The 21,131-nt window shown below is 63.8% G+C and carries 19 protein-coding genes, 1 tRNA gene and 1 rRNA gene; 10 read left to right on the top strand and 11 right to left on the bottom strand.

Going from position 1 to position 21,131, the window contains the following annotated elements:
* The first annotated feature begins 77 nt into the window (after nucleotides 1-77).
* Both IPG14_RS02945 and IPG14_RS02940 read left to right on the top strand, forming a co-directional pair.
* Nucleotides 78-3,023, top strand: a 23S ribosomal RNA gene (locus IPG14_RS02945).
* Nucleotides 3,024-3,108: 85 nt separating this feature from the next.
* A tRNA-Met gene (locus IPG14_RS02940) sits at nucleotides 3,109-3,183 on the top strand.
* A gap of 722 nt (nucleotides 3,184-3,905) precedes the next feature.
* On the opposite strand, the gene IPG14_RS02935 is transcribed toward IPG14_RS02940, so the two are convergent.
* Genes IPG14_RS02935 through coxB form a run of 5 tightly spaced genes read right to left on the bottom strand, consistent with a single transcriptional unit; the run spans nucleotide 3,906 to nucleotide 7,924 of the window.
* Nucleotides 3,906-4,406, bottom strand: coding sequence for a hypothetical protein (locus tag IPG14_RS02935; protein ID WP_343388031.1), 501 nt, complete (start codon nucleotides 4,404-4,406; stop codon nucleotides 3,906-3,908).
* A gap of 31 nt (nucleotides 4,407-4,437) precedes the next feature.
* Nucleotides 4,438-5,004, bottom strand: coding sequence for a cytochrome c oxidase subunit 3 (locus IPG14_RS02930; RefSeq protein ID WP_343385021.1), 567 nt, complete (start codon nucleotides 5,002-5,004; stop codon nucleotides 4,438-4,440).
* On the bottom strand, nucleotides 5,004-5,219 hold the full coding sequence (locus IPG14_RS02925) for a hypothetical protein (protein ID WP_343385020.1): 216 nt from the start codon (nucleotides 5,217-5,219) through the stop codon (nucleotides 5,004-5,006). Before IPG14_RS02925 ends, IPG14_RS02930 begins: the two co-directional genes overlap by 1 nt.
* 59 nt (nucleotides 5,220-5,278) lie before the next feature.
* Nucleotides 5,279-7,153: a cbb3-type cytochrome c oxidase subunit I gene (locus tag IPG14_RS02920; RefSeq protein WP_343388030.1), complete on the bottom strand. Its 1,875-nt coding sequence runs from the start codon at nucleotides 7,151-7,153 to the stop codon at nucleotides 5,279-5,281.
* A 3-nt stretch (nucleotides 7,154-7,156) separates the two neighbouring features.
* Nucleotides 7,157-7,924, bottom strand: coding sequence for a cytochrome c oxidase subunit II (coxB, locus tag IPG14_RS02915; protein WP_343385018.1), 768 nt, complete (start codon nucleotides 7,922-7,924; stop codon nucleotides 7,157-7,159).
* A gap of 253 nt (nucleotides 7,925-8,177) precedes the next feature.
* On the opposite strand from coxB, the gene IPG14_RS02910 reads away from it, so the two are divergent.
* The 3 genes from IPG14_RS02910 (at nucleotide 8,178) to IPG14_RS02900 (ending at nucleotide 10,267) form a co-directional block, all read left to right on the top strand.
* Nucleotides 8,178-8,585, top strand: coding sequence for a VOC family protein (locus tag IPG14_RS02910; protein ID WP_343390838.1), 408 nt, complete (start codon nucleotides 8,178-8,180; stop codon nucleotides 8,583-8,585).
* Between the two features lie 92 nt (nucleotides 8,586-8,677).
* Entirely contained in the window at nucleotides 8,678-9,490 is an 813-nt protein-coding gene (locus IPG14_RS02905) for an MBL fold metallo-hydrolase (protein WP_343390837.1), read from the top strand.
* A 45-nt stretch (nucleotides 9,491-9,535) separates the two neighbouring features.
* On the top strand, nucleotides 9,536-10,267 hold the full coding sequence (locus IPG14_RS02900; RefSeq protein WP_343390836.1) for a glycerophosphodiester phosphodiesterase: 732 nt from the start codon (nucleotides 9,536-9,538) through the stop codon (nucleotides 10,265-10,267).
* A 5-nt stretch (nucleotides 10,268-10,272) separates the two neighbouring features.
* Here IPG14_RS02900 and IPG14_RS02895 read toward each other — a convergent pair whose 3' ends face one another.
* Complete coding sequence (locus IPG14_RS02895; RefSeq protein ID WP_343390835.1) at nucleotides 10,273-12,105, bottom strand: DUF2207 domain-containing protein; 1,833 nt, start codon at nucleotides 12,103-12,105, stop codon at nucleotides 10,273-10,275.
* Nucleotides 12,106-12,234: 129 nt separating this feature from the next.
* Between IPG14_RS02895 and IPG14_RS02890 the strand changes: the two genes are divergently transcribed.
* From IPG14_RS02890 to IPG14_RS02875, 4 genes are read left to right on the top strand one after another with little or no spacing between them, the layout of a single operon-like run.
* Nucleotides 12,235-13,107, top strand: a complete 873-nt coding sequence (locus tag IPG14_RS02890; protein WP_343388025.1) for a xanthine dehydrogenase family protein subunit M — start codon at nucleotides 12,235-12,237, stop codon at nucleotides 13,105-13,107.
* Between the two features lie 2 nt (nucleotides 13,108-13,109).
* Nucleotides 13,110-13,592, top strand: coding sequence for a (2Fe-2S)-binding protein (locus tag IPG14_RS02885; protein WP_343385012.1), 483 nt, complete (start codon nucleotides 13,110-13,112; stop codon nucleotides 13,590-13,592).
* Nucleotides 13,589-15,856 carry a xanthine dehydrogenase family protein molybdopterin-binding subunit gene (locus IPG14_RS02880; protein WP_343390834.1) on the top strand — a complete coding sequence of 756 codons (2,268 nt, stop codon included), beginning with the start codon at nucleotides 13,589-13,591 and terminating at the stop codon, nucleotides 15,854-15,856. Before IPG14_RS02885 ends, IPG14_RS02880 begins: the two co-directional genes overlap by 4 nt.
* A complete protein-coding gene (locus tag IPG14_RS02875) occupies nucleotides 15,856-16,119 on the top strand; it encodes a MoaD/ThiS family protein (RefSeq protein WP_343385010.1) in 264 nt (87 codons plus the stop codon). The genes IPG14_RS02880 and IPG14_RS02875 overlap by 1 nt, the downstream gene beginning before the upstream one ends.
* A gap of 4 nt (nucleotides 16,120-16,123) precedes the next feature.
* Here the strand turns inward: IPG14_RS02875 and IPG14_RS02870 are convergent, their stop codons facing one another.
* The 4 genes from IPG14_RS02870 to IPG14_RS02855 form a co-directional block, all read right to left on the bottom strand.
* Nucleotides 16,124-16,588 carry a DinB family protein gene (locus IPG14_RS02870; RefSeq protein WP_343390833.1) on the bottom strand — a complete coding sequence of 155 codons (465 nt, stop codon included), beginning with the start codon at nucleotides 16,586-16,588 and terminating at the stop codon, nucleotides 16,124-16,126.
* Nucleotides 16,589-16,656: 68 nt separating this feature from the next.
* Nucleotides 16,657-17,832, bottom strand: a complete 1,176-nt coding sequence (locus IPG14_RS02865) for an acyl-CoA dehydrogenase family protein (protein ID WP_343385008.1) — start codon at nucleotides 17,830-17,832, stop codon at nucleotides 16,657-16,659.
* Nucleotides 17,833-17,967: 135 nt separating this feature from the next.
* Nucleotides 17,968-18,627 carry an HAD family phosphatase gene (locus IPG14_RS02860; RefSeq protein WP_343388022.1) on the bottom strand — a complete coding sequence of 220 codons (660 nt, stop codon included), beginning with the start codon at nucleotides 18,625-18,627 and terminating at the stop codon, nucleotides 17,968-17,970.
* Between the two features lie 5 nt (nucleotides 18,628-18,632).
* A complete protein-coding gene (locus IPG14_RS02855; RefSeq protein WP_343390832.1) occupies nucleotides 18,633-19,904 on the bottom strand; it encodes an FAD-dependent oxidoreductase in 1,272 nt (423 codons plus the stop codon).
* 129 nt (nucleotides 19,905-20,033) lie between these two features.
* On the opposite strand from IPG14_RS02855, the gene IPG14_RS02850 reads away from it, so the two are divergent.
* Nucleotides 20,034-20,780, top strand: coding sequence for a dienelactone hydrolase family protein (locus tag IPG14_RS02850; RefSeq protein WP_343390831.1), 747 nt, complete (start codon nucleotides 20,034-20,036; stop codon nucleotides 20,778-20,780).
* Nucleotides 20,781-20,787: 7 nt separating this feature from the next.
* Here IPG14_RS02850 and IPG14_RS02845 read toward each other — a convergent pair whose 3' ends face one another.
* The gene (locus IPG14_RS02845; RefSeq protein WP_343388020.1) at nucleotides 20,788-21,087 is read right to left on the bottom strand and encodes a flagellar biosynthesis anti-sigma factor FlgM; all 300 of its coding nucleotides are present in this window, start codon (nucleotides 21,085-21,087) and stop codon (nucleotides 20,788-20,790) included.
* Nucleotides 21,088-21,131 lie beyond the last annotated feature (44 nt).

Genomic DNA, 21,131 nt, shown 5'->3' with positions numbered 1-21,131 from the left:
ACTGCATCCGCGATGGGTGTGCACCGACATGCGCACACATCGCAATAGGCAATTCATAGATATCGAGTCTTAATGTAGGTCAAGCTACTTAGGGCGCGCGGTGGATGCCTTGGTATCAGGGGCCGATGAAGGACGTGGTAAGGCTGCGATAAGCCTCGCTCAGCTGCCAAACAAGCTTAGGCGGGGATTTCCGAATGGGGTAACCCAGCCCGGTAAAACCGGGCTACTCCGGACTGAACACATAGGTCCGGTAGAGGGCACCGGGGGAACTGAAACATCTAAGTACCCCGAGGAAAAGAGAGTATTCCCCTAGTAGCGGCGAGCGAACGGGGAGAAGCCCAAACCGGTAGGGTTCGCCTTACCGGGGTTGTAGGGCCTGGAATTGTGAAGTTACCAATCGCACGGGTAGGAGAACGGCCCTGGAAAGGCCGGCCAAAGAGGGTGATAGCCCCGTAAACGAAACACGCTGCGACTTCCTCCAGGTACCTGAGTACCACGGGACACGTGAAACCCCGTGGGAATCTGGGGAGACCACTTCCCAAGGCTAAATACCCCTGATGACCGATAGTGAACCAGTACCGTGAGGGAAAGGTGAAAAGTACCCCGGGAGGGGAGTGAAATAGACCCTGAAACCGCGTGCTTACGTGCAGTTGGAGCCCATTACGGTGGGTGACAGCGTGCCTATTGAAGAATGAGCCGGTGAGTTACTTTACGTGGCAAGGTTAAGCAAGGTGACTTGTGGAGCCGTAGCGAAAGCGAGTCCGAATAGGGCGCCATAGTCGCGTGCAGTAGACGCGAAACCGAGTGATCTACCCTTGGGCAGCGTGAAGTCCAGGTAAAACTGGATGGAGGCGCGAACCTTCTAACGTTGCAAAGTTATTGGATGACTTGTGGGTAGCGGTGAAATGCCAAACGAACTCGGAGATAGCTCGTTCTCCCCGAAATGCATTTAGGTGCAGCGTCACGCGATCTCCTGCGGAGGTAGGGCTCTGAAAGGGCTAGGGGGCTTACCGCTTACCAAACCCTATCAAACCGCGAATGCCGTTGGACAAAGCGTGGCAGTGAGACAGTGGGGGCTAAGCTTCATTGTCGAAAGGGAAACAGCCCAGACCACCAGTTAAGGTCCCGAAGTCCATGCTCAGTGTAAAAGGATGTTGAACCGCAAAAACAGCCAGGAGGTTGGCTTAGAAGCAGCCACCCTTTAAAGAGTGCGTAATAGCTCACTGGTCGAGTGGTTCTGCGCCGACAATTCAACGGGGCTAAGCATGGCACCGAAACTGTGGGTCCCTCTGTAATAGCAGAGGGGCGGTAGGGGAGCGTTTGCTTCAGCAGAGAAGGGGAAGCCGTGAGGCACCCTGGAGCGAAGCGAAGTGAGAATGCCGGCATGAGTAGCGTAAGGTGCGTGAGAACCGCACCCCCCGTATACCTGAGGTTTCCTACGGAAGGTCAATCCGCGTAGGGTTAGTCGGGCCTAAGCCGAGGCCGAAAGGCGTAGGCGATGGACAGCTGGTTAGTATTCCAGCACCGCGATGGTAGCGTTTGATGCAGAGGGGGGACCCAGGAGGGTAGGCTCCGCGGGCCCACTGGACATGGTCCGTTCCTGGTCTGTAGGCGTCTCGCCGGAGGTAAATCCCCGGTGAGGTTAAGCGGAGGGGCCGGGACGAGTAGAGACTTTGTCAACGCGAGGGGGCTCAGCCCACGCTGGCTAGAAAATCCTCGCTGCTAGTTACCAATGCGCCCGTACCGCAAACCGACACTGGTAGGTGATGGTAAGAACCATAAGGGGATCGGGAGAACCTTCGTTAAGGAACTCGGCAAATTAGATCCGTAACTTCGGGAGAAGGATCGCCCCTGGTTGTGTAGGAATTTACTTTTGAAGCAACTGGGGGCCGCAGTGAGCAGGCCCAGGCGACTGTTTATCAAAATCACAGGTCTCTGCAAAAGCGAAAGCTGACGTATAGGGGCTGACGCCTGCCCAGTGCCGGAAGGTTAAGAGGAGAGGTTCACGCCTTGAATTGAAGCCCCGGTGAACGGCGGCCGTAACTATAACGGTCCTAAGGTAGCGAAATTCCTTGTCGGGTAAGTTCCGACCCGCACGAAAGGCGTAACGATCTGGGCACTGTCTCAACGGAGGACCCGGCGAAATTGAATTGACCGTGAAGATGCGGTTGTCCCGTGGCAGGACAAAAAGACCCCGTGGAGCTTTACTGCAACTTGGCACTGGGAGTGGGTCTGAGATGCGTAGGATAGGTGGGAGGCGTTGAAGCGAGGCTTTCGGGCAGCGTGGAGCCATCCTTGAAATACCACCCTTCTCTGATCTGCTTTCTAACTCGCGAGCAAGCGCGAGGACAGTGTCTGGTGGGCAGTTTGACTGGGGCGGTCGCCTCCTAAAATGTAACGGAGGCGCACAAAGGTTCCCTCAGGGTGGATGGAAATCACCCGTTGAGTGCATTGGCATAAGGGAGCTTGACTGCGAGACCTACAAGTCGAGCAGGGGCGAAAGCCGGTCAAAGTGATCCTACGGTACCGAGTGGAAGGGCCGTGGCTTATCGGATACAAGCTACCCCGGGGATAACAGGCTTATCTTGCCCAAGCGTCCACAGCGACGGCAAGGTTTGGCACCTCGATGTCGGCTCGTCGCATCCTGGGGCTGGAGTAGGTCCCAAGGGTTGGGCTGTTCGCCCATTAAAGCGGTACGCGAGCTGGGTTCAGAACGTCGTGAGACAGTTCGGTCTCTATCCGCCATGGGCGTAGGAAGTTTGAGAGGAGTTGCCCCTAGTACGAGAGGACCGGGGTGAACGGACCTCTGGTGTGCGGGTTGTTCCGCCAGGAGCATTGCCCGGTAGCCATGTCCGGTTCGGATAAGCGCTGAAAGCATCTAAGTGCGAAGCCGACCTCAAGATGAGACTTCCCACTGGATTAATCAGGTAAGACCACAGGAAGACTACCTGTTTGATAGGCGCCAGGTGTAAGCGTAGTAATGCGTTCAGCTGAGGCGTACTAATGGTCGAGGGCTTGACCTATATTGAAGACTCGGTCCCTATGAGTTCCGGGTGCAGTTCTTCGCTCTTCAGTTCCTTAAAGGCGCGCAATCCCGCCGCCTTCCACCGCGGGGTGGAGCAGTGGCAGCTCGTCGGGCTCATAACCCGAAGGTCAGGGGTTCGAATCCCTTCCCCGCTACCAATCTACTTGATGGCCCTCCCTTCTCGGGGAGGGCCATTTCGTTTCCCGGTTGTCCCGCAAAGGCGAGTAACCCTTGCCGCCGGCAGTGGCTTTCGAAGAGCGCCGGTGCGGGGCACGGTTTCTCCAGCCGCGTCGGCGCGCCGGCACTCGGGTTCTGCGCAGATGGAGCAGTCTTCCGAACCTTCCCGGGGGGCGCCGGCAGTTTCCAATTCCGGCCGTCGCAGAGGTGCTCCAGGAGAGCCCTCCTCGCCGTGCGCCAGCTCGGGGCACCGGCTTCCGGTTCGTGGTGCGTGCTTCGTGGGTCCCCAAAGGGCGGTCTTCCGTCAGTGGCCGAGGCCCGGTGATACCGTGAGCTTCTGAGGTGGGCACATGCGAGGTCCGCGGTGCAAGGGCCCACCAGGGGCCGAGTCACCCTTGGTCACGATGCCGTCGGGTGACGCAGTGGGCAGCGGAGGGGATTCGGCAGTCGGCAGGCCGTGATGGCGCCTACAAAGTTCCGCTTGGTGATGGAGGCCGAGGGGCGGAAGGGGAACGTCGGCGGCGGCCCTGGCTGGGGCCATCCGGCGAGCTACCCCGAGGGCGAACTGGTGTGTTGTTCCCTGATCGCAACCAGGGCCAGGGGCTTGCTTCCGACGCGGAACGCGCTCGGGACAGGCTCGGCGACTTCGCCGCTCGCGCCGCCACTCTTCGAAGAGTTGAGTCCTTGAGCCAGGCCGGACTGGCTAGTTGGTGTCCAGGCTGCGTGTGAGGGCCGTGACGCCCGCCAGCACCGTGCCCATTACTATCCCGGCCGCCAGCGCGCCGGCGACCGCCTGCCAGAGCGGCAGCCGGCTCGAGACGTCGAACAGCAGGCTACCGCTGGGGTGGGTCGAACAGTCGAACTTCAGTGCGCCTTCGCCGGGGGGAATCTGGAGAGTCGTGGTCTCGCCGGGGGCGATACTCGCCCAGGCTACGAAGTGCGTGACATCGTCACGGTTGACTACTGTCAGGGTTCCCCCGCGCCGGAGCTTGATTTCCGAGGGTTGCGAGACGGGATATCCGTTTGCGATCGCCTCGGCCGTCCCGGGCGCGATGACCATCTCGCTTGCGTCGAGGCCGGTGCCTTGCGCGCGCAGCGCCGCCCACCAGGCGAGCGACACCAGCAGCGCGCCGGCCGTGCAGACCAGCAACCAGCCCGCAAGGAGCTTCAGCCCGGGAGGGAGCAGCAACGGCATTCCCGGCATGGCTCGGGGCGCCTGCTGAACTTGCATTGGTCTAGCTGCCGACCAGGTAGAGCGCGGGGTAGAAGAAGACCCAGACCACGTCGACGAAGTGCCAGTACATCACGGTGCCCGAAATGCCCCAGTGATTCTTGCTGTCGAACCGGCCCTTTCGGGCGAGGTTCCAGGCGAGGGCGAGGAACCCGATACCGCTCACGACGTGGGCCGCGTGGATGCCGGTCATCGTGAAGAAGACGGTGCCGAAGGCCTCTTCGCGGCTGAAGTGCGCGGTGGCCCATTCGTAGGCGACGCCGCCCGCGAAGAGGGTGCCCAGGACGATAGTGAGCAGCAGCATCTGGTGGCAGAGCCGCGAGTTCCCCTTTTCCATAGCCGTCTCAGCCGTGAAGGCGGTCACACTGCTCAACAGGAGTACGATCGTGATGACCAGGCCGAGTTGCTGGTCGACGTGTTCCTGGTGGATGCCTTCGAGGAAGAAGCGACTCGAGAGCAACAGCCCGAAGATGACGCTTTCCGAGAAGAAGAACAGCCAGAGACCGATTCGATTGAGGACCAGTGGGTTGTGATGCGCCGGTGCGTGTTCTGCGGGGGCCTGGACAGCCATTAGTGTGCCTCCTCGCGCCAGAGGCGGTAAATGTGCATGAAGTACTGGATGATGAGCCATGCCTTCACCACAGCGGCGAAGGCGAGTCCCAGGAAACGAGCCGTGTCGTTTTCGAGTCCCACGGCGAAGATGTATTCAGCGATGGTCCAGATGGCGAGGAAGACCGCCACCACGTAGCCCTTCTGAAATGCTCCGAGAGAGTTAAACGCTCCCAAGTGATGCCTCCGACAATCGAATCAGTGTGAGGTGGTTGCTGAGCCGCGTTCGTGCCGGCCTAACCACCGCCCCCTCCTCCGCCACCGCCCCCGGCGGGGGAGGCCGCATGGGCGCCGCCGGTCTGGGGGAACGTCGCGTGAGGCGGCTTCGGGAGCCCGTAGTCGTACGGGTGGCCCGTGACCTCCGGGAGCACCGGGAAGTTCTCAAGCGGCGGCGGCGAACTTGTCTGCCATTCCAGGGTGCGGGCGTGCCACGGGTTCGCCTCGGCCACTTCGCCCCGGATCCAGCTGTTGATCATGTTGTAGATGAACACCAGGAAGCTCGCGCCAAGGAGGAAAGCCGAGATACTGACCGCCAGGTTCACCGGCTGGTAAACCTCCGGATAGTCCGCGATACGCCGGTTCATCCCCTGGATGCCCGGCCAGTGCATGACCATGAAGGTGACGTTGAAGCCGATGAACATCCACCAGAAGTGGAGCTTCGCGAGCCGCTCGTTGTACATCCGGCCCGTCATCTTCGGGAACCAGTAGTAGATGCCCGCGAACAGCCCGAAGATCTCGCCGCCGACGATGGTGTAATGGAAGTGCGCCACCACGAAGTACGTGTCGTGCAGGTGGATGTCCGTCGGGACGTCCGCCAGGAAGATGCCGGTGACACCGCCACAGGCGAAGTTGAAGATCACGGCCATGGCAAACAGCATCGGCGCCGTGAGCCACAGGCGGCCCATCCAGATCGTCCCCAGGGCGCAAAGGAAGATCAGGCCGGTTGGGACCGAGATCGCCTCTGTCATGATCAGGAACGGACCGTGAAGGTAGTTCGGCATGCCCGAGGTGAACATGTGGTGTGCCCAGACGACGCCGCTCAGACCGAGGATGCCCATGAACGCGCCCACCGCGTACCGGTAGGCGTAGAAGGGCTTTCGCGAGAAGTGAGCGATGACTTCCAGGGCGATGCCGAACCCCGGGATGACCATGATGTACACGGCCGGGTGTGAGTAGAACCAGAACACGTGCTCGTAGAGCAGCGGGTCGCCGCCGTTGCTCGCATCGAAGAAGCTCATCCCGCCGATGCGGTCCAGCGTCACCATCAGCATGGCCGTCGCGAAACCCTGCGTGTAGAGCAAGGCAAGCCACGAAGTCACGAACATCGACCAGACAAAGACCGGCAAGCGGCCCCAGGTCATGCCCGGCGCGCGCATGCAGACAATCGTCACGAGGAAGTTCAGGGCGCCCAGGATCGAAGTCAGGCCGACCGTGATGATCGCCAGGTTGAAGAACGTTTGGCCGGTCTGTGTCACCACCGAGAGTGGCGGATACGCCGTCCAGCCGGCTTCCAGTCCGCCGACGAATGGTGTTGTCAGCAGCATCACCGCCGCCGGCGGGACCATCCAGTAGGTCAGCGCGTTCAGCCGGGGGAAGGCCATGTCTTCGGCCCCGATCATCAACGGCACCACGTAGTTGCCGAGGGCACCAATCACCGTGCCGACCGCCACCGCGACCATCAGGATGCCGTGCAGCGACATGATCGAGTTGTACTGGGCCTTATCGAAGAACTGCAGCCCATTGGTCGCCAGTTCGGCCCGGATCAGCAGCGCGAGCGCCCCGGCCAGGAAGAACACGATCAGGAAGGTCACGCCGTACTGGATTCCGATGACCTTATGGTCGGTGTTAAACGTGAAGTAGCGCCCCCACCCATCGTGCTGAGACGGGGTGGTCGGGAGGCCGAACCATTCTTTCCCCCACCGGCCCCACATCCCCACGCCCATCAACCAGCCGGAGAGGCCGAACATGTAGCCGATCGTGACATTGAGGTCGCGCTCCCAGACCTCCTCGAAGCCGAACATCCAGCGGAAAAGCGCCGCGACAGAAATGCCGAGGTAGAAGCCGAGTAGGCCGAGGGCCAGGCCCGCGAAAACCGAATTGAATCGATGCATGGTCTATTGCCCCTTCGCCGCTACGGTCTTGGAGTCCACCCAGTCCTTGAACTCCTGCTGCGACACGACCCGCACCGGGAACTGCATGCCCGAATGGTCGAGTCCGCAGAGTTCGGCACATTGGACGCGGAAAGCCGTGTCGTCGTTGAAGTTGCCTTCAGTCGTCGGCTTCACCGTGAAGAAGGTCGTCCGGCCCGGGACCGCGTCAATCTTCATGCGGAACGCGGGGATCCAGTAGGAGTGCAGCACATCGGCAGCATCGACATCGAAACGGATGACCGTGTCCACCGGCAGGACCAGTTCGTTACCGGCGCCTTTGACCGAGATGCCGCTCTCCGGGTATTCGAACTCCCAGAACCACTGGTATCCGATCGCGTGAACCACCAGCTCGGCATCGTATTCGCCCCAACCGTTGCCGCTGCGCTCCTTGTTGAGCGCAGCCAGCCCCGTCATTCCCGGGAAGATCATCACGAACACCGCGAGGGCTGCCGTCAGGCCAACCCAGACGCGCGGGCCGGTGCCCACGCCGAGGAAGGTGGCGCCAGTCTCCTCCCGGTCATTCGACCGGAAATTGAGCATGGCATAGGCGAGTACCGCGATGACGAATGCGAAGACGGGCGTACCCATCGCGACGAGGATCAGGAAGATCCTGTCGAAGTCCTCCGCTTCGTGCGATCCGACGGTGGGGAACCAGTCGAGGAAGATGGTTGCCTCCCCGACCGCTGTGAGGAGTGCCCACAGTAGAACTGCTGATACGACGTGACGAGTCACCAAATTCTCCGGCATGGTTCCGGGCGAAACCCGGACGTTAGGCGTTATTTACACAGTGCCTAACGAACCATGCAAGCCCGGGTGAATTCCGGCCGCGAGATGCCCTGCGTTCCCGCATCTCCAATGTCCACGGACGGCCAGTCGCTATGCGGTCCCGTGTCACTGACCATTTTGAACTCCCGCCCAGCGACGTTACTTTTCCGGCCTCGCCACGTTTACCGCGGGCACACCACTTCGCAAGGAACACGCAACAGTGAAAAGCAAACTCGGACACATCGAACTCAAGATCGATACCGCCAACACCGGCTTCTACAAGGAGCTCCTGGGCTTCCTCGGCTGGGACACCATTTGGGAAGGCGAGGGAATGCTCGGTCTTGGCGGCAGCGACGGCGCCAGCCTCTGGTTTGGGAGCGGCGCCAACGCTGCAGTCAACGACTACGACGGCCGAGGCGTGAACCACCTCGGGATCTCGGTCGATTCCCAGGCCGATGTTGATGCATTCGCGGCGTACCTCAGCGGAAAGGGCGTGCCGGCGCTGTTCGAGACCCCTCGCCACCGGCCCGAGTTTGCGGGCGCCGAAGACCAGACGTACTACCAGGTCATGTTCGAATCGCCGGACCGCATCCTCTTTGAAGTGGTTTACTCCGGCCCGAAGCAGTAGCTCCCGACCCTCAGCAGCTAGCGGCCGGAGACCACCAGGTCCGTTCGCCTGTGCTCGCTACAAACCGTTACGCTGGAAGCCGGAGGTGGCGGTTGGCTGATGTCCTCGCACCCGGGCTTTGGTGGCTCCACGGCACTCGTGGTTCGAACGTCTACCTCGTTGAGGCCGACGACGGTCGCCTGGCTCTTGTCGATACGGGTTTCGGATCGAGCTCGGGAGCGATCCTCGAGGAGATCCAGGCTCTCGGCGGTAAGCTCGCCGCCGTACTGCTGACGCACCTCCACCGCGATCACACCGGCGCGGCCGCCGCCGTGCGAGCGGCGACCGGTGCCCTCGTCCACCTCGGGCGCGGCGACTGTCTCCAGCGCGGCGACGGCTACATCCTTCACCCGGCGGTTGGCCGGACGCATGTCCTGCGGCGAATGAGCGGCCGCACCCACCGCGTCCCGAGGGAAGATACCGTCGTCGATGTCGTGATGACCGGGGAAGTGGAAGTCCTTCCCGGCATTCGTGCCGTGCCCGTGGCCGGTCACACCCCCGGAGCCTACTGCTTCCTTGTCGACCGGCTGGATGCGGCATTCGTTGGCGACCTCGTCATCAGCCATGGGGGAGAGATCACGCGTTCGATGAAGTTCGCTAACAGCGACGATGCCGCCTACCTGGAGTCCATTCGCCAGTTCGCGGTCATCGCGCCGGGTGCAGGTCTGCCGGGCCACGGTGCTCCCGTCATGCAGGGCTTCGGCGATGCTCTCCGCGGGCTGGCGGAACTCCCCCGGCGGCGCGGGATTGCCCCCAGCATCGAGCGCGCCCTGCGGCTGGCACGTTTCACGAAGGGAATGTCGGCCACGCGCTCTGCTCCGGAGTCGCAGGGCGAAGGACGGGCGACCGGCCCCCGCGAAAACTGAGTCACTGCGTTCCGCCGATAACCGGCGCCGCGTAAAGTGCGCCGCATGAAGCCCTACGTGCTCGTGATCGGCCATGCCTGCGCAGCAGGCGAAGCCCCTGCCAACACCCTCGCCGGCCTGCGTTCCTGCCTCGAATGCGGCGCCGAAGCGATGGAAATCGACGTCCAGCTCTGCGCCGATGGCGTCCCCATCTTGATGCATGACGACACCGTCGACCGTACGACCAACCTGTCCGGGCCTGTACGCGAAAGGACGCTTGCCGAACTGCAGGCCGCGGATGCAGGCGCCGGTGAGTTCGTCCCCACACTTGACCAGGTCCTCGCCCTCGCTGCCGGGAAGCTCACCGTCATGTGCGAACTCAAGGCGACGCCGGGCGCTCCCGAGCAGGATCAGGCCTGTGTCGATGCGGTTGTCGAGGTGATCCGCCGGCACAATGCCGAGTCGTGGACCGCGATCCACTCGTTCAACCCGGTCATGGTCGAACGCGCCCGTGCAACCGAGCCGCGCGTTTCGGCGACGATCATCACCGGCCCGGTCCAGGGCGACCTGGTCGACCGCCTACTGGGTGGGTTGCTGAAACGCGATGGCCAGGCAATCTCCGTCGAGCACCATTGCGTCGACCGGTCGCTGGTTGAGAAGGCGAAACGGCGCCAGGTGAGCGTCTGGACCTGGACTGTGGACAACCCGGATGACTGGGCGCGAGTGGTGGAAGCCGGAGTCGACGGGATCATCACGAATGTGCCGCACAAGCTCCGCGAGTGGCTTGGCGCGTTGTAACGCTGTTACCAGCTCCCGCCGCCACCGCCGCCGCCACCACCACCCGACGAGCCGCCTGAGAAGCCGGAGCCCCCGCTGCTCGAACGCGTGCTGCTCAGCGTGCTTCCCACCGAGCTGGAGAAGCCCTGGAGGTCTCGCGAGAACGTCGTTGGCTGGAACGGGTGGGTCCCGCTGTACCAGGCTGCGGTTGAAGCCGCCGCCGTCGCTTCGAGCCCTTCGAATGCCTTCGCCCACTTCCCGACTGAGCCGAACACGATTGCGAACGGGAGGTAACGGGCGAAGATGTTCTCCTGCTCGTTGAACTGTTGGCGGTACTTTTCCGCGGTCTCGATATAGAGGCGGAACCCGAGCACCCGTCTGAGGATTTCGCTTCCGTGCGCCGTCCGGCGCGCCATGGACCGCGACATGAGCATCAGGAACAGCCCCGCCGGGACAAGGCCCAGGAAGAAGAGCCCGCGGTGGAGATACAACGCCGCGAAACACGAAAGGCCAACCCCGAAGATCATCATCGCGAGGGCTGCCACAACCCACATCCCCCGGGCGCTCTCTGGCCTCACTTCAAACCACTTTTGTTTCACCGCGTCGTCGTAGAGCAACTCCTTCGACTTCGCCAGGTCGTCTGCGAACTTGTACCGCAGGTCCGACATCTCGACTTCTGTCTTGGAATTGAACAGCCCTGCGAGGACGCGCCGCTCGAATGGGGTGAGGTCAGTGTCGTCCTTGAGCTTCGTCAGTTTCCAGTCGTTGCTCCCGAACCAGCCCTTCTTCGGCAGCTCGGTGATGTGGAGATACCCCCGGACGGCGAGGTCGACGATCGTCGCCGTGACGTCCAGCGTGTCGGCTCGTTCGTCCATCAGCACGCCCATCTGGGCAGGGTGGAGGCCTTCCGGTGGCAGGAACTCGACGACGATTGGCGGGCCGCCCCGGATTGGCTTGGTCTGTTGCGCCGTTTCGCTGGTGAGGTAGTGGACGGTGAGGTAGGCCTTGTCGCGTCCATACCGCCACCACGAAGCCAGGACCGCGAGGACGCCAAGCACCCCGCTCGCAATGATGCCTCCGAACTCCAGGGCGTCGAGCGTGAAGAAGTCGCGGAAGTTCGCGCGGTCGGCCAGCACCGGAGGCGCCACCTCCACGAGTCCGCGCTGCCACCCCGCCACGATGGTTACCTGTTCAGTCTCCGAAAGTGCGCGCGGCGCCGCATAGGTAATGGTTGAGCCGCTCGCTTGCGCCCCGCACTGCTCGTTGGATCCGGCGTAACCCTCGTAGCACACGGCCCGCGCATCGGCGCCTTCAGGCAGGTCCACAGTCAGGGTGAATGCCTCGATCGTGACGGGCCACTCCCCGCTCGCATCCCAGTAGAGTTCGTCATGGTCGTCGTAGGCATCGAGAGCGCCCTTGACGGTGTACTTGATGATGTAATCCTGGGCTCCCGTGATGAAGATGTCGCCGTCGCCGATCTTCACGATCACTTTGCCCTGTTCGTTGCTGACGTCGTACTTCCACTTCGAGCCGTCGGCCTTGGTGACGCTCTTGATCGAGTAGTCGTACTTCCGGTACTGCCCCGTTGGACACGGGTAAATCGGCTGCTGAGCCCCGGAGATCGGCTCTCCACAGGGCACGCTGGTGTTGAAGTACCGGAAGATACCGTGCTTCGAAAGGGAGCCGAAGTCCGCGTTGATCGTCTCGGTCGCCTGTATCGTCCCGTCCGTCTGCAGGTCGTAGACGATGTTGAAACTCGTGATGACCCAGCCTTCGTCGGCCCGCGCGATACCTGGCCTGGCGATAGCGAGCACAAGAAGCAGGGCCACGGCCGTCGCAAAGGTTGGAACCCGTCTCATCTGCCAGGATTGTAACGCCCTGTGCGCTGAGGCGAGCGTTCAAGACAACCTTCCGTCCGCCGCTTATCATTCAGCGCAACACGCGGCCCGCCGCTCTGCGGGCCTCCGCTCAATCCCGAAGGACGGTTCATGGACTCCTTTACCTACCTCGCGCCCCGCTCATTGGGCGAAGCGTTCACCGCGCTTGGCAACGGCAAACGGTCGCTGCTGCTCGCCGGAGGCACCGATGTCATCGTCCAGTTGCGAGAAGGCCGCCGTCACTGCGACCAGTTGATCGACCTGAAGCACATTCCCGAACTGATGGCCTACCGCATCACCGATGACGGCGCCCTCGAGGTTGGTGCTTCCGTCCCGTTGGCGCGGATCTACGAAGACGCAGAGATCCAGCGCCGCTTCCCCGCTCTGGTCGATTGCGCGTCGATCATCGGCGGCGTCGCCATCCAATCGAGGGCGACTCTGGGCGGCAACCTCTGCAACGCCAGTCCCGCAGCCGATTCGTCGCCAGCCCTCATCGCCCTCGGCGCGCGGGTCGTCATCGCGTCGAGCGCCGGCCTCCGCGAGATCCCGGTCGAAGAGCTGTTCGCCGGACCCGGAAGCAACACCCTGCGGCCCGGCGAGATCCTGCTCCGAGTGAAAGTCCCCGCTCCGTCCGCGAACTCCGCTGCGTTCTACCACCGCTTCATCCCCCGGAACGAGATGGACATTGCGGTTGCCTCGTCCGGTGTCTCGCTCACGCTCGATGCGGCGGGAACGATTACCGCTGCCCGGGTTGCTCTCGGAGCGGTGGCTGCGACCCCGATCCTGGCACCTGCCGCCGCGGCGGCACTCGTGGGCGCGCAGGCGACCCCTGAGACGTTCGCCGCCGCCGGGGAGGCCGCCGCTGCGGCTGCCTCGCCGATAGACGACATGCGAGGCGGCATCGCCCAGCGACGGCACCTCGCGAAAATCCTCACCATCCGCGCGCTGGAAGGCGCGCTCAAGCGTATCCGGGAGACCCGCTAACCATGGCCCGAAGCCACGTGACCACAACCCTCAACGGCATCGAAACCGATTTCCTCTGCGAGCCCCGCCAGAGTCTCCTTGAGGTCCTGCGCGACGAACTCGGCCTCACCGGAGCAAAGGAAGGATGCAACAACGGCAACTGCGGTGCCTGCGCCGTCCACCTCGATGGGCGCGTCGTGAACTCCTGCTGCGTACTCGCCGTAGAGACCCAGGGCCGGACCGTCGACACCATCGAAAGCCTCGCCCACGGCGATGCCCTTCACCCGCTCCAGCAGGCATTCCTCGATGAAGCAGCCTTGCAGTGCGGCATCTGCACTCCCGGTCTCATCATGTCGGCCAAGGCGTTGCTCGATGCCGAACCGAATCCCGATGAACACCGGATCCGCTTCTGGCTATCCGGGAACCTTTGCCGCTGTACCGGCTACGACAAGATCATCCGCGCAGTGCAGCGCGCGGCCACAGAAATGCAGGAGGCGAACAAATGACCACAATCGAACGCCCCGAATACAAGGTGATCGGCACGCGCCCCGTCCGGCCCGATGGCGTGGAAAAAGTCACAGGACGGGCCCAGTACGGCGCCGACGTCCACCCCGCGGGCCTCATCTACGGGCGGATCTTGCGCTCACCTCACGCCCATGCCCGCATCCTCTCGGTCGATACGAGCGAGGCGGAGAAGCATCCGGGTGTCTTCGCGGTCATCACCGCGAAGGACTTTCCCAGTGCCGAAGACAAGATGGAGGACCTCGGCGAGACGGCCGTGAACCTGAAGGACGCGCTGGATAACATCCTCGCTTCCACAAAGGCGCTCTATCGCGGCCACGCGATCGCTGCCGTCGCTGCGCTGAATGGCCACGTCGCCGAGGAAGCCCTCGCCAAGATCAAGGTCCAGTACGAAGTCCTCCCTCCCGTCCTCAACGTCCGCGACGCAATGCGCGAAGACGCCCCGCTCCTGAACGAGGCACGGCGCACGAAGACGCTGATGACCGGCGAACTCTCCGATAAGCCGTCCAACATCGCGACGTACAACAAGTTCGCCGGGGGCGACGTTGAAGCTGCTTTCGCCGAAGCCGATGCCGTCGTTGAGCGTGAATTCACGACGCAGATGGTCCACCAGGGCTACATCGAGCCGCATAACTCGACCGCCAACTGGAACTCGGATGACACGCTCACCATCTGGACGAGCACGCAGGGGGCGTTCGCGGTCCGCAACCTGACAGCCGACGCGCTCAAGCACCCGATCGCGAGCATCAAGGTCGTGCCGATGGAGATCGGTGGTGGGTTCGGCGGCAAGCTGCCGATCTATCTCGATCCTGTGGCCGCACTGCTCTCCAAGCGGTCGGGGCGCCCCGTGAAGGTCGTCATGAGCCGCACCGAGGTGTTCGAGGGCAGCGGTCCTACCAGCGGCGTCTACATCAAGCTGAAGGCAGCCGCGAAGGGCGACCGGCTCACCGCCGTCCAGGCCACCCTCTGTTACGAAGCAGGAGCGTTCCCCGGCTCGCCCGTCGGGGCGGGCTCCATGACGATGCTCGCTCCGTACAACATCGGGGCTTTCGAACTCAACGGGTACGACGTCGTCGTCAACAAGCCGAAGGTCGCGGCCTATCGCGCACCGGGCTCTGCCGTCGCCGCCTTTGCCATCGAGAGTGTGATCGACGAGCTCTGCAAAAAGCAGGGACAGGATCCGCTTCAGTTCCGCCTGGCCAACGCTTCGAAAGAAGGCACGAAGCAGGTCACGGGGATCTCGTTCCCTCGCATCGGCGCCGAGGAGGCCCTCCAGGCGGCGATCGACTCCCCCCACTGGAAGTCCCCTATCGAAGGCCCGAACCGCGGCCGAGGCGTCGCCTCCGGGTACTGGTTCAACGGCGGCATGCAGTCTTCCGTCGTGGTCAACGTCAACAACGACGGCACCCTGAACCTCGTCGAAGGCTCCACCGACATCGGTGGCTCTCGCGCCTCCCTCGCGATGCAACTCGCCGAGACACTCGGCGTCGGCTACGAGACCATCCGGCCTACGGTCGTTGACACCGACTCGATCGGACATAACGACGTGACAGGCGGGTCGCGGACTACCTTCGCCAGTGGCCTGGCAGTCTTCGAAGCAGGGATGGACATCCGCCGCCAGATGATCGCTCGCGCCGCCAAGCTCTGGGGCGTTCCGGAAGACCAGGTCGTGTACGAATCCGGCAAACTCCACAGCCTGAAGGACTCGACCAGGGAGCTCACCTTCAAGGAGATGGCTGGCCAGTCCGCCCGGACTGGTGGGCCGATCGCCGGGAAGGCGTCGCTCCTCGCCCGTGGCGCCGGCGGCGCATTTGCCACGCACATCGTCGATGTCGAAGTCGACCCGGATACCGGTAAGGTCACGATTCTCCGCTACACCGCGACCCAGGATGTCGGCACGGCCATCCACCCGGCCTACGTCGAGGGACAGATCCAGGGCGCAGTAGCCCAGGGCATCGGCTGGGCGCTGAACGAGGAGTACTTCTTCGACGACAGCGGCCGCATGGTGAACTCGAGCTATCTCGACTACCGCATGCCGACAGCTCTCGATGTCCCGATGATCGACACCGTCCTTGTCGAAGTGCCAAATCCCGGCCACCCGTATGGTGTCCGGGGTGTCGGCGAAGTGCCGATAGTCCCACCGCTGGGAGCCATCGCCAACGCCATCGCCGATGCGACGGGACACCGTTTTACCGACTTGCCGATCTCTCCTCGCCGCGTCGTGGAGGAGCTGAACGGGCTGGCCTAGTGGCCAACGTCATCATCCCCGCCGCTCTGCGCGACTTCTGCGCCGGGGCTTCGAAGCTCGAAGTCTCCGGCGCGACGGTCGGCGAAGTCCTGCGTGGACTGGATCGGCACTGCCCCGGTTTCTACGAACGCGTCGTCGAAGACGGTCGGCTCCGGCCGGACCTGGCCTTCGCCATCAACGGCGAGGTGTACCGGCTCGCACTCCATGACACACTCGCGCCCGGCGTCGAGATCGCCATTGTCCCGGCGCTCGGGGGCGGATGAGCCGCTACCGGAACCGCGCCAGCCACATGATGTAATCGAGGCCGGGAGCTTCGCGTCCCGCCCTGGCGATTCCGGCGGCGACGCCCGCCCGGTGCTGCACGGAGTGGGTCACTACCTGCATCAGCCCTTGCTCCACGGTGAACCTCCGGTCAAACCACTCCAGCTCGAATGTCTCCCCCAATCGGCCAATTAGGGCTGGAAGGGCGGCGCGATAACCGTCCGCGTTGGCTTCCAGCAGTGAGCGGACCTTCGCGTACGGGCGCTCTTCCCGCGGGGGACGCGCCCGGGCCGTCATCACCGCGAGAAACGCCGCTTCTACCTGTGCCGTGTGATCGAGCAGTTGAAGTGCGGAGCCGCCAAGGTCATCCATCGGCGCCGCCAATTCCGCCCCGGTGAGCAGGTCCGTGACTGCGAGGATCTCGCGGTTCGCCCAGGCGTTGTACTCGAAGAGGTCGTCGAAGCTGGTCAAGGTAGTCCTCCGGAATGGAAACGCCCGGCACTGGGCCGGGCGTCCGGGTTCGAGCTCTGCTGAGCAGGTTAACCGCGAGGCAGACCGAGCCCGCGGGTGGCGATGATGTTCCGCTGGATTTCGCTCGTACCGGCGGCGATGGTGGCCGGGACTGTCTGCATGTACTCCTGCGCCGCGTTAATGCTGTGCGCATCCTGGAGGCCGCTCGCCTTCCGTTCCTGGCCGTACATGCCGGCGAGGTGCATCTTCGTCCCCGCAATTCGCTGCGAAAGCTCCGAGCCGTACATCTTGCACATCGACGCTTCCATGTTCGGCACGCCGCCCTTGGCCTGGATGGAGATGACAACGAACGAAAGCAACTGGCAGATCGAGGTCTCGATAGCACGGTCCGCGATCTCGTTCCGGAAGGTCTGCCTGACGGCCGAGCCAGCCGCCGTCCGCGCCTGAGCGTAGCTCACCAGCCGCTCGACATTCTTGCGCGCGGTGATCGCACGGGCGATGTTCGATCGCTCGAAGTCGAGCGTCGTGGTGCCCACGTACCAGCCCCGGTTTTCCTCGCCGATGCGGTTCCGCACAGGCACCCGCACGTCTTCGAAGAAGACCTCGTTGAAAACGTGGCCGTTGGCCATGTTGATCAGCGGGCGGACGGTGACTCCCGGCGCCTTCATGTCGAGCAAGAGATAGCTAATCCCCCGGTGCTTCGGCGCGTTTGGGTCGGTCCGCGTAAGTACGAACATCCAGTTGGCCCGGTGTGCGCCGGACGTCCAGATCTTCTGGCCATTCACCACGTACTCGTCGCCGTCGCGGACGGCCCGGGTCTGGAGGCTCGCGAGGTCCGAGCCCGAACCCGGCTCGCTGAAGCCCTGGCACCAGGCGACTTCGCCCCGCAGCATGGGGGGAAGGTGCTCCGCCTTCTGCTCCTCTGTCCCGTGGAGCATGATCGTCGGCCCAACGAGGTTCAGCATCTGGCGGCTCGTCGGCGCGCCTGCTTCGTGAAGTTCCTGGCTCAGTACGAACTGTTCGAGCACCGACATGTCGGCGCCTCCGTACTTCCGCGGCCACGCCGGCGCAAGCCAGCCGTTTGCACCGAGCTTGTCGAGCCACTTCTTGGCGCGATTCTCGTCGCGTGGGCCTTCCATGCCCTCGTCTTCGTCCCTGACGCCCGCGAGGCGCCAGTTGTCGTCCACGAACTTGCGGACGGTGCCTCGCCACTCGGCGAGTTCAGGTGTGTCCTGGAATCGCATGCACGTTCCTCCGAATTGTTGCGGGCCGATTCTAGCCCGAACCGGCTCGCCGTGCGACACGCGTGTACGAAATGCGCGGTCCGCCGCCTGCGCCGCTCCCGTGTCGGCGGCCGAGACGCGAGCTGAGCTCGGCGGTCACCGTGTTGTGATGCCGAAGCTGCCGAGGTGCCGCAATAGCTGAGAAGCAGTGTCACCCGCGTGGTCGATCTGCCGAGCGTGCCAGCCGGCACGACCGGCGCCGAGGACGTTCTCCGTCCGGTCATCGAAGAAGAGGATGGACGAAGGCGGGAAGCCAGTGGCATTGCCGAAGGCGGTGAAAATGCGGGGATCGGGCTTCGCGACACCGAGCAGGTGGCTCGCATGCGCGTGCTGGAGCCGCGCCACAGTCGGATACTCCGGGCTGTCCGACCCCTGTCCGATGAGCCGCGGCCAGTGCGCGGGGTTCGTGTTGGAGAGGACGCCTGTGCTGACGCCGGCTGCCTGGATGGTGTCGACGATCGCTCCTACCCCCGGGTACTCGTCCATGGAGATGGCATGGTGCACACGCGCAACCTCGCCAGGGGTGTAGGCGCCGCCAGAGGAGGCGGCGACCCGCTCTTCGAACTGGTCCGGTGAGAGCTCGCCGGCGTCGTACGCGCGCGTGAGGTTCGCGAGCTGCTCCGCGAAGTCGGCGTCGTCCAGGATCGCGTGATTCGCGAGGCCCGCGGCCGCATGCGCCTCGGCCCAGCTCTGGGCGATCCGGACCAGCACGCCCCCGAGGTCGAACACGACAATCCGGATCCCGTGTGGCGTCATTGCGCCTAGCCCGGCCCGAACGCTTCGGCTGCTGCTTCGCCTGAGCGGACCGCGCCTTCGATGCACGCCTGGTGCGTCCAGTCCCCGGCGAACACGACCGGGGGCCGCCGCGTGTACGCGGCCATCCGCGTGAAGTGCCCCGGAGCCATGGTCGGCACGGCGTGGCGCCACTTCACCAGGTGCCGCACTTTCCAGGCTCGCAGCGGCGGCAGTTCCGGCACGATTGCGGCAGCGTCCGCCCAGAGCCGTTCAATCGCCTCGAAGTCCGGCAGGTCGATGAGGTCGTTGTTGTATGCCTCGTTCGCGCACACCAGCACCCACTGCCATCCTGGCGGGCAAGCCCCCCACGCCCCGTCGCTCCCGGACTGCCATTCGACGCTAGCGATTCGCCCCATCGGCAGGGGCCGCCGGTGAATCCGCACGGGCGCGTCGCCGGGCATCGCCAGGTAGAGGCGGCACTGCCCGGAATACTCGACGTGCTCGTAGTTGAGCTGCGCGACCCATCGCGGTTCGATCGCCCGCGTGACGAACGCCGCACCTTGCGGCGGAGGCACGGCAACCACGACTCCGTCGACCGCCGCGCCGACGCTGTTGGCCACCACCTCCAGCCTGGAGCCGCCCTGTCGAATCATCTCGACGCGCGCGTTCAGCCGGACATCGACGTGCATGGCGATGCGTTGCCATGGCGCGTCCATTCCATCGCGGACCTGGAAATACCGCGCGCGCGAGGCAGCGATCCACGAACGCAGGAACTCCGCCGATTGCTCCGAGAGCGGTGCAAACAGGCCCTCGAACATCGGCGCGAAGAGAAACCGCTCGGCCGCCGGGCTCACCGGCATCATGTGTTGGCTGGCTGTTTCGTTGTCATTGAACGTGCGAAACCCGAGCGGGGGGTACCCTTCGAGCCAGTGCAGCCAGTTCCGGAGGCGCTCGCGTTCCTCTCCCGGGATGAGGTGTTCGCCCGCCGGAGTCCGAGGCAGACCCGCGCCAATGAACGACTTGCCATCGATCATCAGTTCTGACGGCGCGGATGCTTTCATCGGCTGGAGCCGCCCGGTCTCGCCGAGTTCTTCGAACAGCCGCAACGTGCGCGTGTAGGCGCTCGTCAGCCAGCCTGCTCCAGTATCGAGATAGTGCCCCGGTGCGAACTGCGCACTGTGCGTCCGCCCGCCGACGTACGGCTGTGCTTCATACACCACCACGCGGTGGCCGGCCTGCACGAGCCGGTACGCCGCCGTTAGACCAGCCGCGCCTGCGCCAATCACGGCAATCTGCATCAGTTCGAGTATACGGACAGGTCGATCCCGGTTGACCACCAACAGGGCAATCCGCGGGTAACAACTCGGGAAACATAGGAATTGCCCGTGGCTTAGACTCCTTCCACACCACGCGAATCGGAGGCCCTCATGCACTGGTCAGCAGGCGCGCAGGTCGCCATGGGCGTCTCGGAACGGCCATTTGTCGTCACCCGCGAAGGGGACCGGTTGCCCGGCATTCTCTGGATGCCCGAGCACGCTTCCGGCCCCGTGCCGCTCGTGCTCATCGGACACGGCGGACAGAGCGAGAAGCGAAACCCAAATGGCCTCGCCCTGGCGCGCCGCTTTGTGAGGCGCCACGGCTTCGCCGTCGCTGCCATCGATGCGATCGATCACGGCGAACGCGGACCAATTGTCGTCAGCGAAGATCCGGCAGGACACCCGGACTACATCGCGCTGTGGAAGAAGCCCGAGACCTTCGACCGCATGGTCGCCGACTGGAGTGCGACCCTCGACGCGCTGGTGGTGCAGCCAGGGATCGACGGCTCTCGCGTCGGTTACTGGGGACTCTCGATGGGGACGATGCTCGGACTGCCGTTCGTGGCCGCAGAACCACGAGTGAAGGCGGCCGTCCTCGGGCTTTGTGGCTTCGCTGGCAGGAGCGCGATTCGTGGCCGCTTTGGCGAACGCCACCGGGTCGATGCGCCGCGCGTCACCGTGCCCACGTTGTTCGTCGTTCAGTGGGATGACGAGCGGTTCGACCGGGACGGTGCGTTCGAGCTTTTCGGCCTGCTCGGTTCAGCCGATAAGCGGATGCACGTCTATCCGGGCCTGCACGCGGAAGTCCCGCCGGAAGGCACCGACGCCACACGCGAGTTCCTCGCCGCGCATCTCTAGCAGCAGTTCAGGCCGAACGCGCCTCGTCCGGCTCTGCGTTTGCCTCCCCACTCGCGACGAGGAAACGCCCCGCCGCCGCATGGCGTTGCGGAGCGGTCTCGACCACGGGGACCGCAACATTCGTGCCGAGGGCATCGCCGTTCGCGATCCATTCGCGAAGGATGGCGCGCGCTACCTCGGCAGGGTCGGGCTGATACGTGCCCTCCCGGACCTGCTTGCGGAGTTCCATCACGCGGCGGGTGCGGTCGTCGAACGGGACCGGGTCGTTGGCCGGGTTGCCGTCCGGTGTATGCGTCGTGTCTGCCATGTGAAGTCCCTCCAGAAGGGTTACACCTTAGGAAACGGCAGGTG

This window comes from Candidatus Amarobacter glycogenicus, assembly GCF_016704105.1.
GTDB lineage: Bacteria > Chloroflexota > Dehalococcoidia > Tepidiformales > Tepidiformaceae > Amarobacter > Amarobacter glycogenicus.
This window is presented reverse-complemented; position numbering and strand designations above follow the sequence as displayed.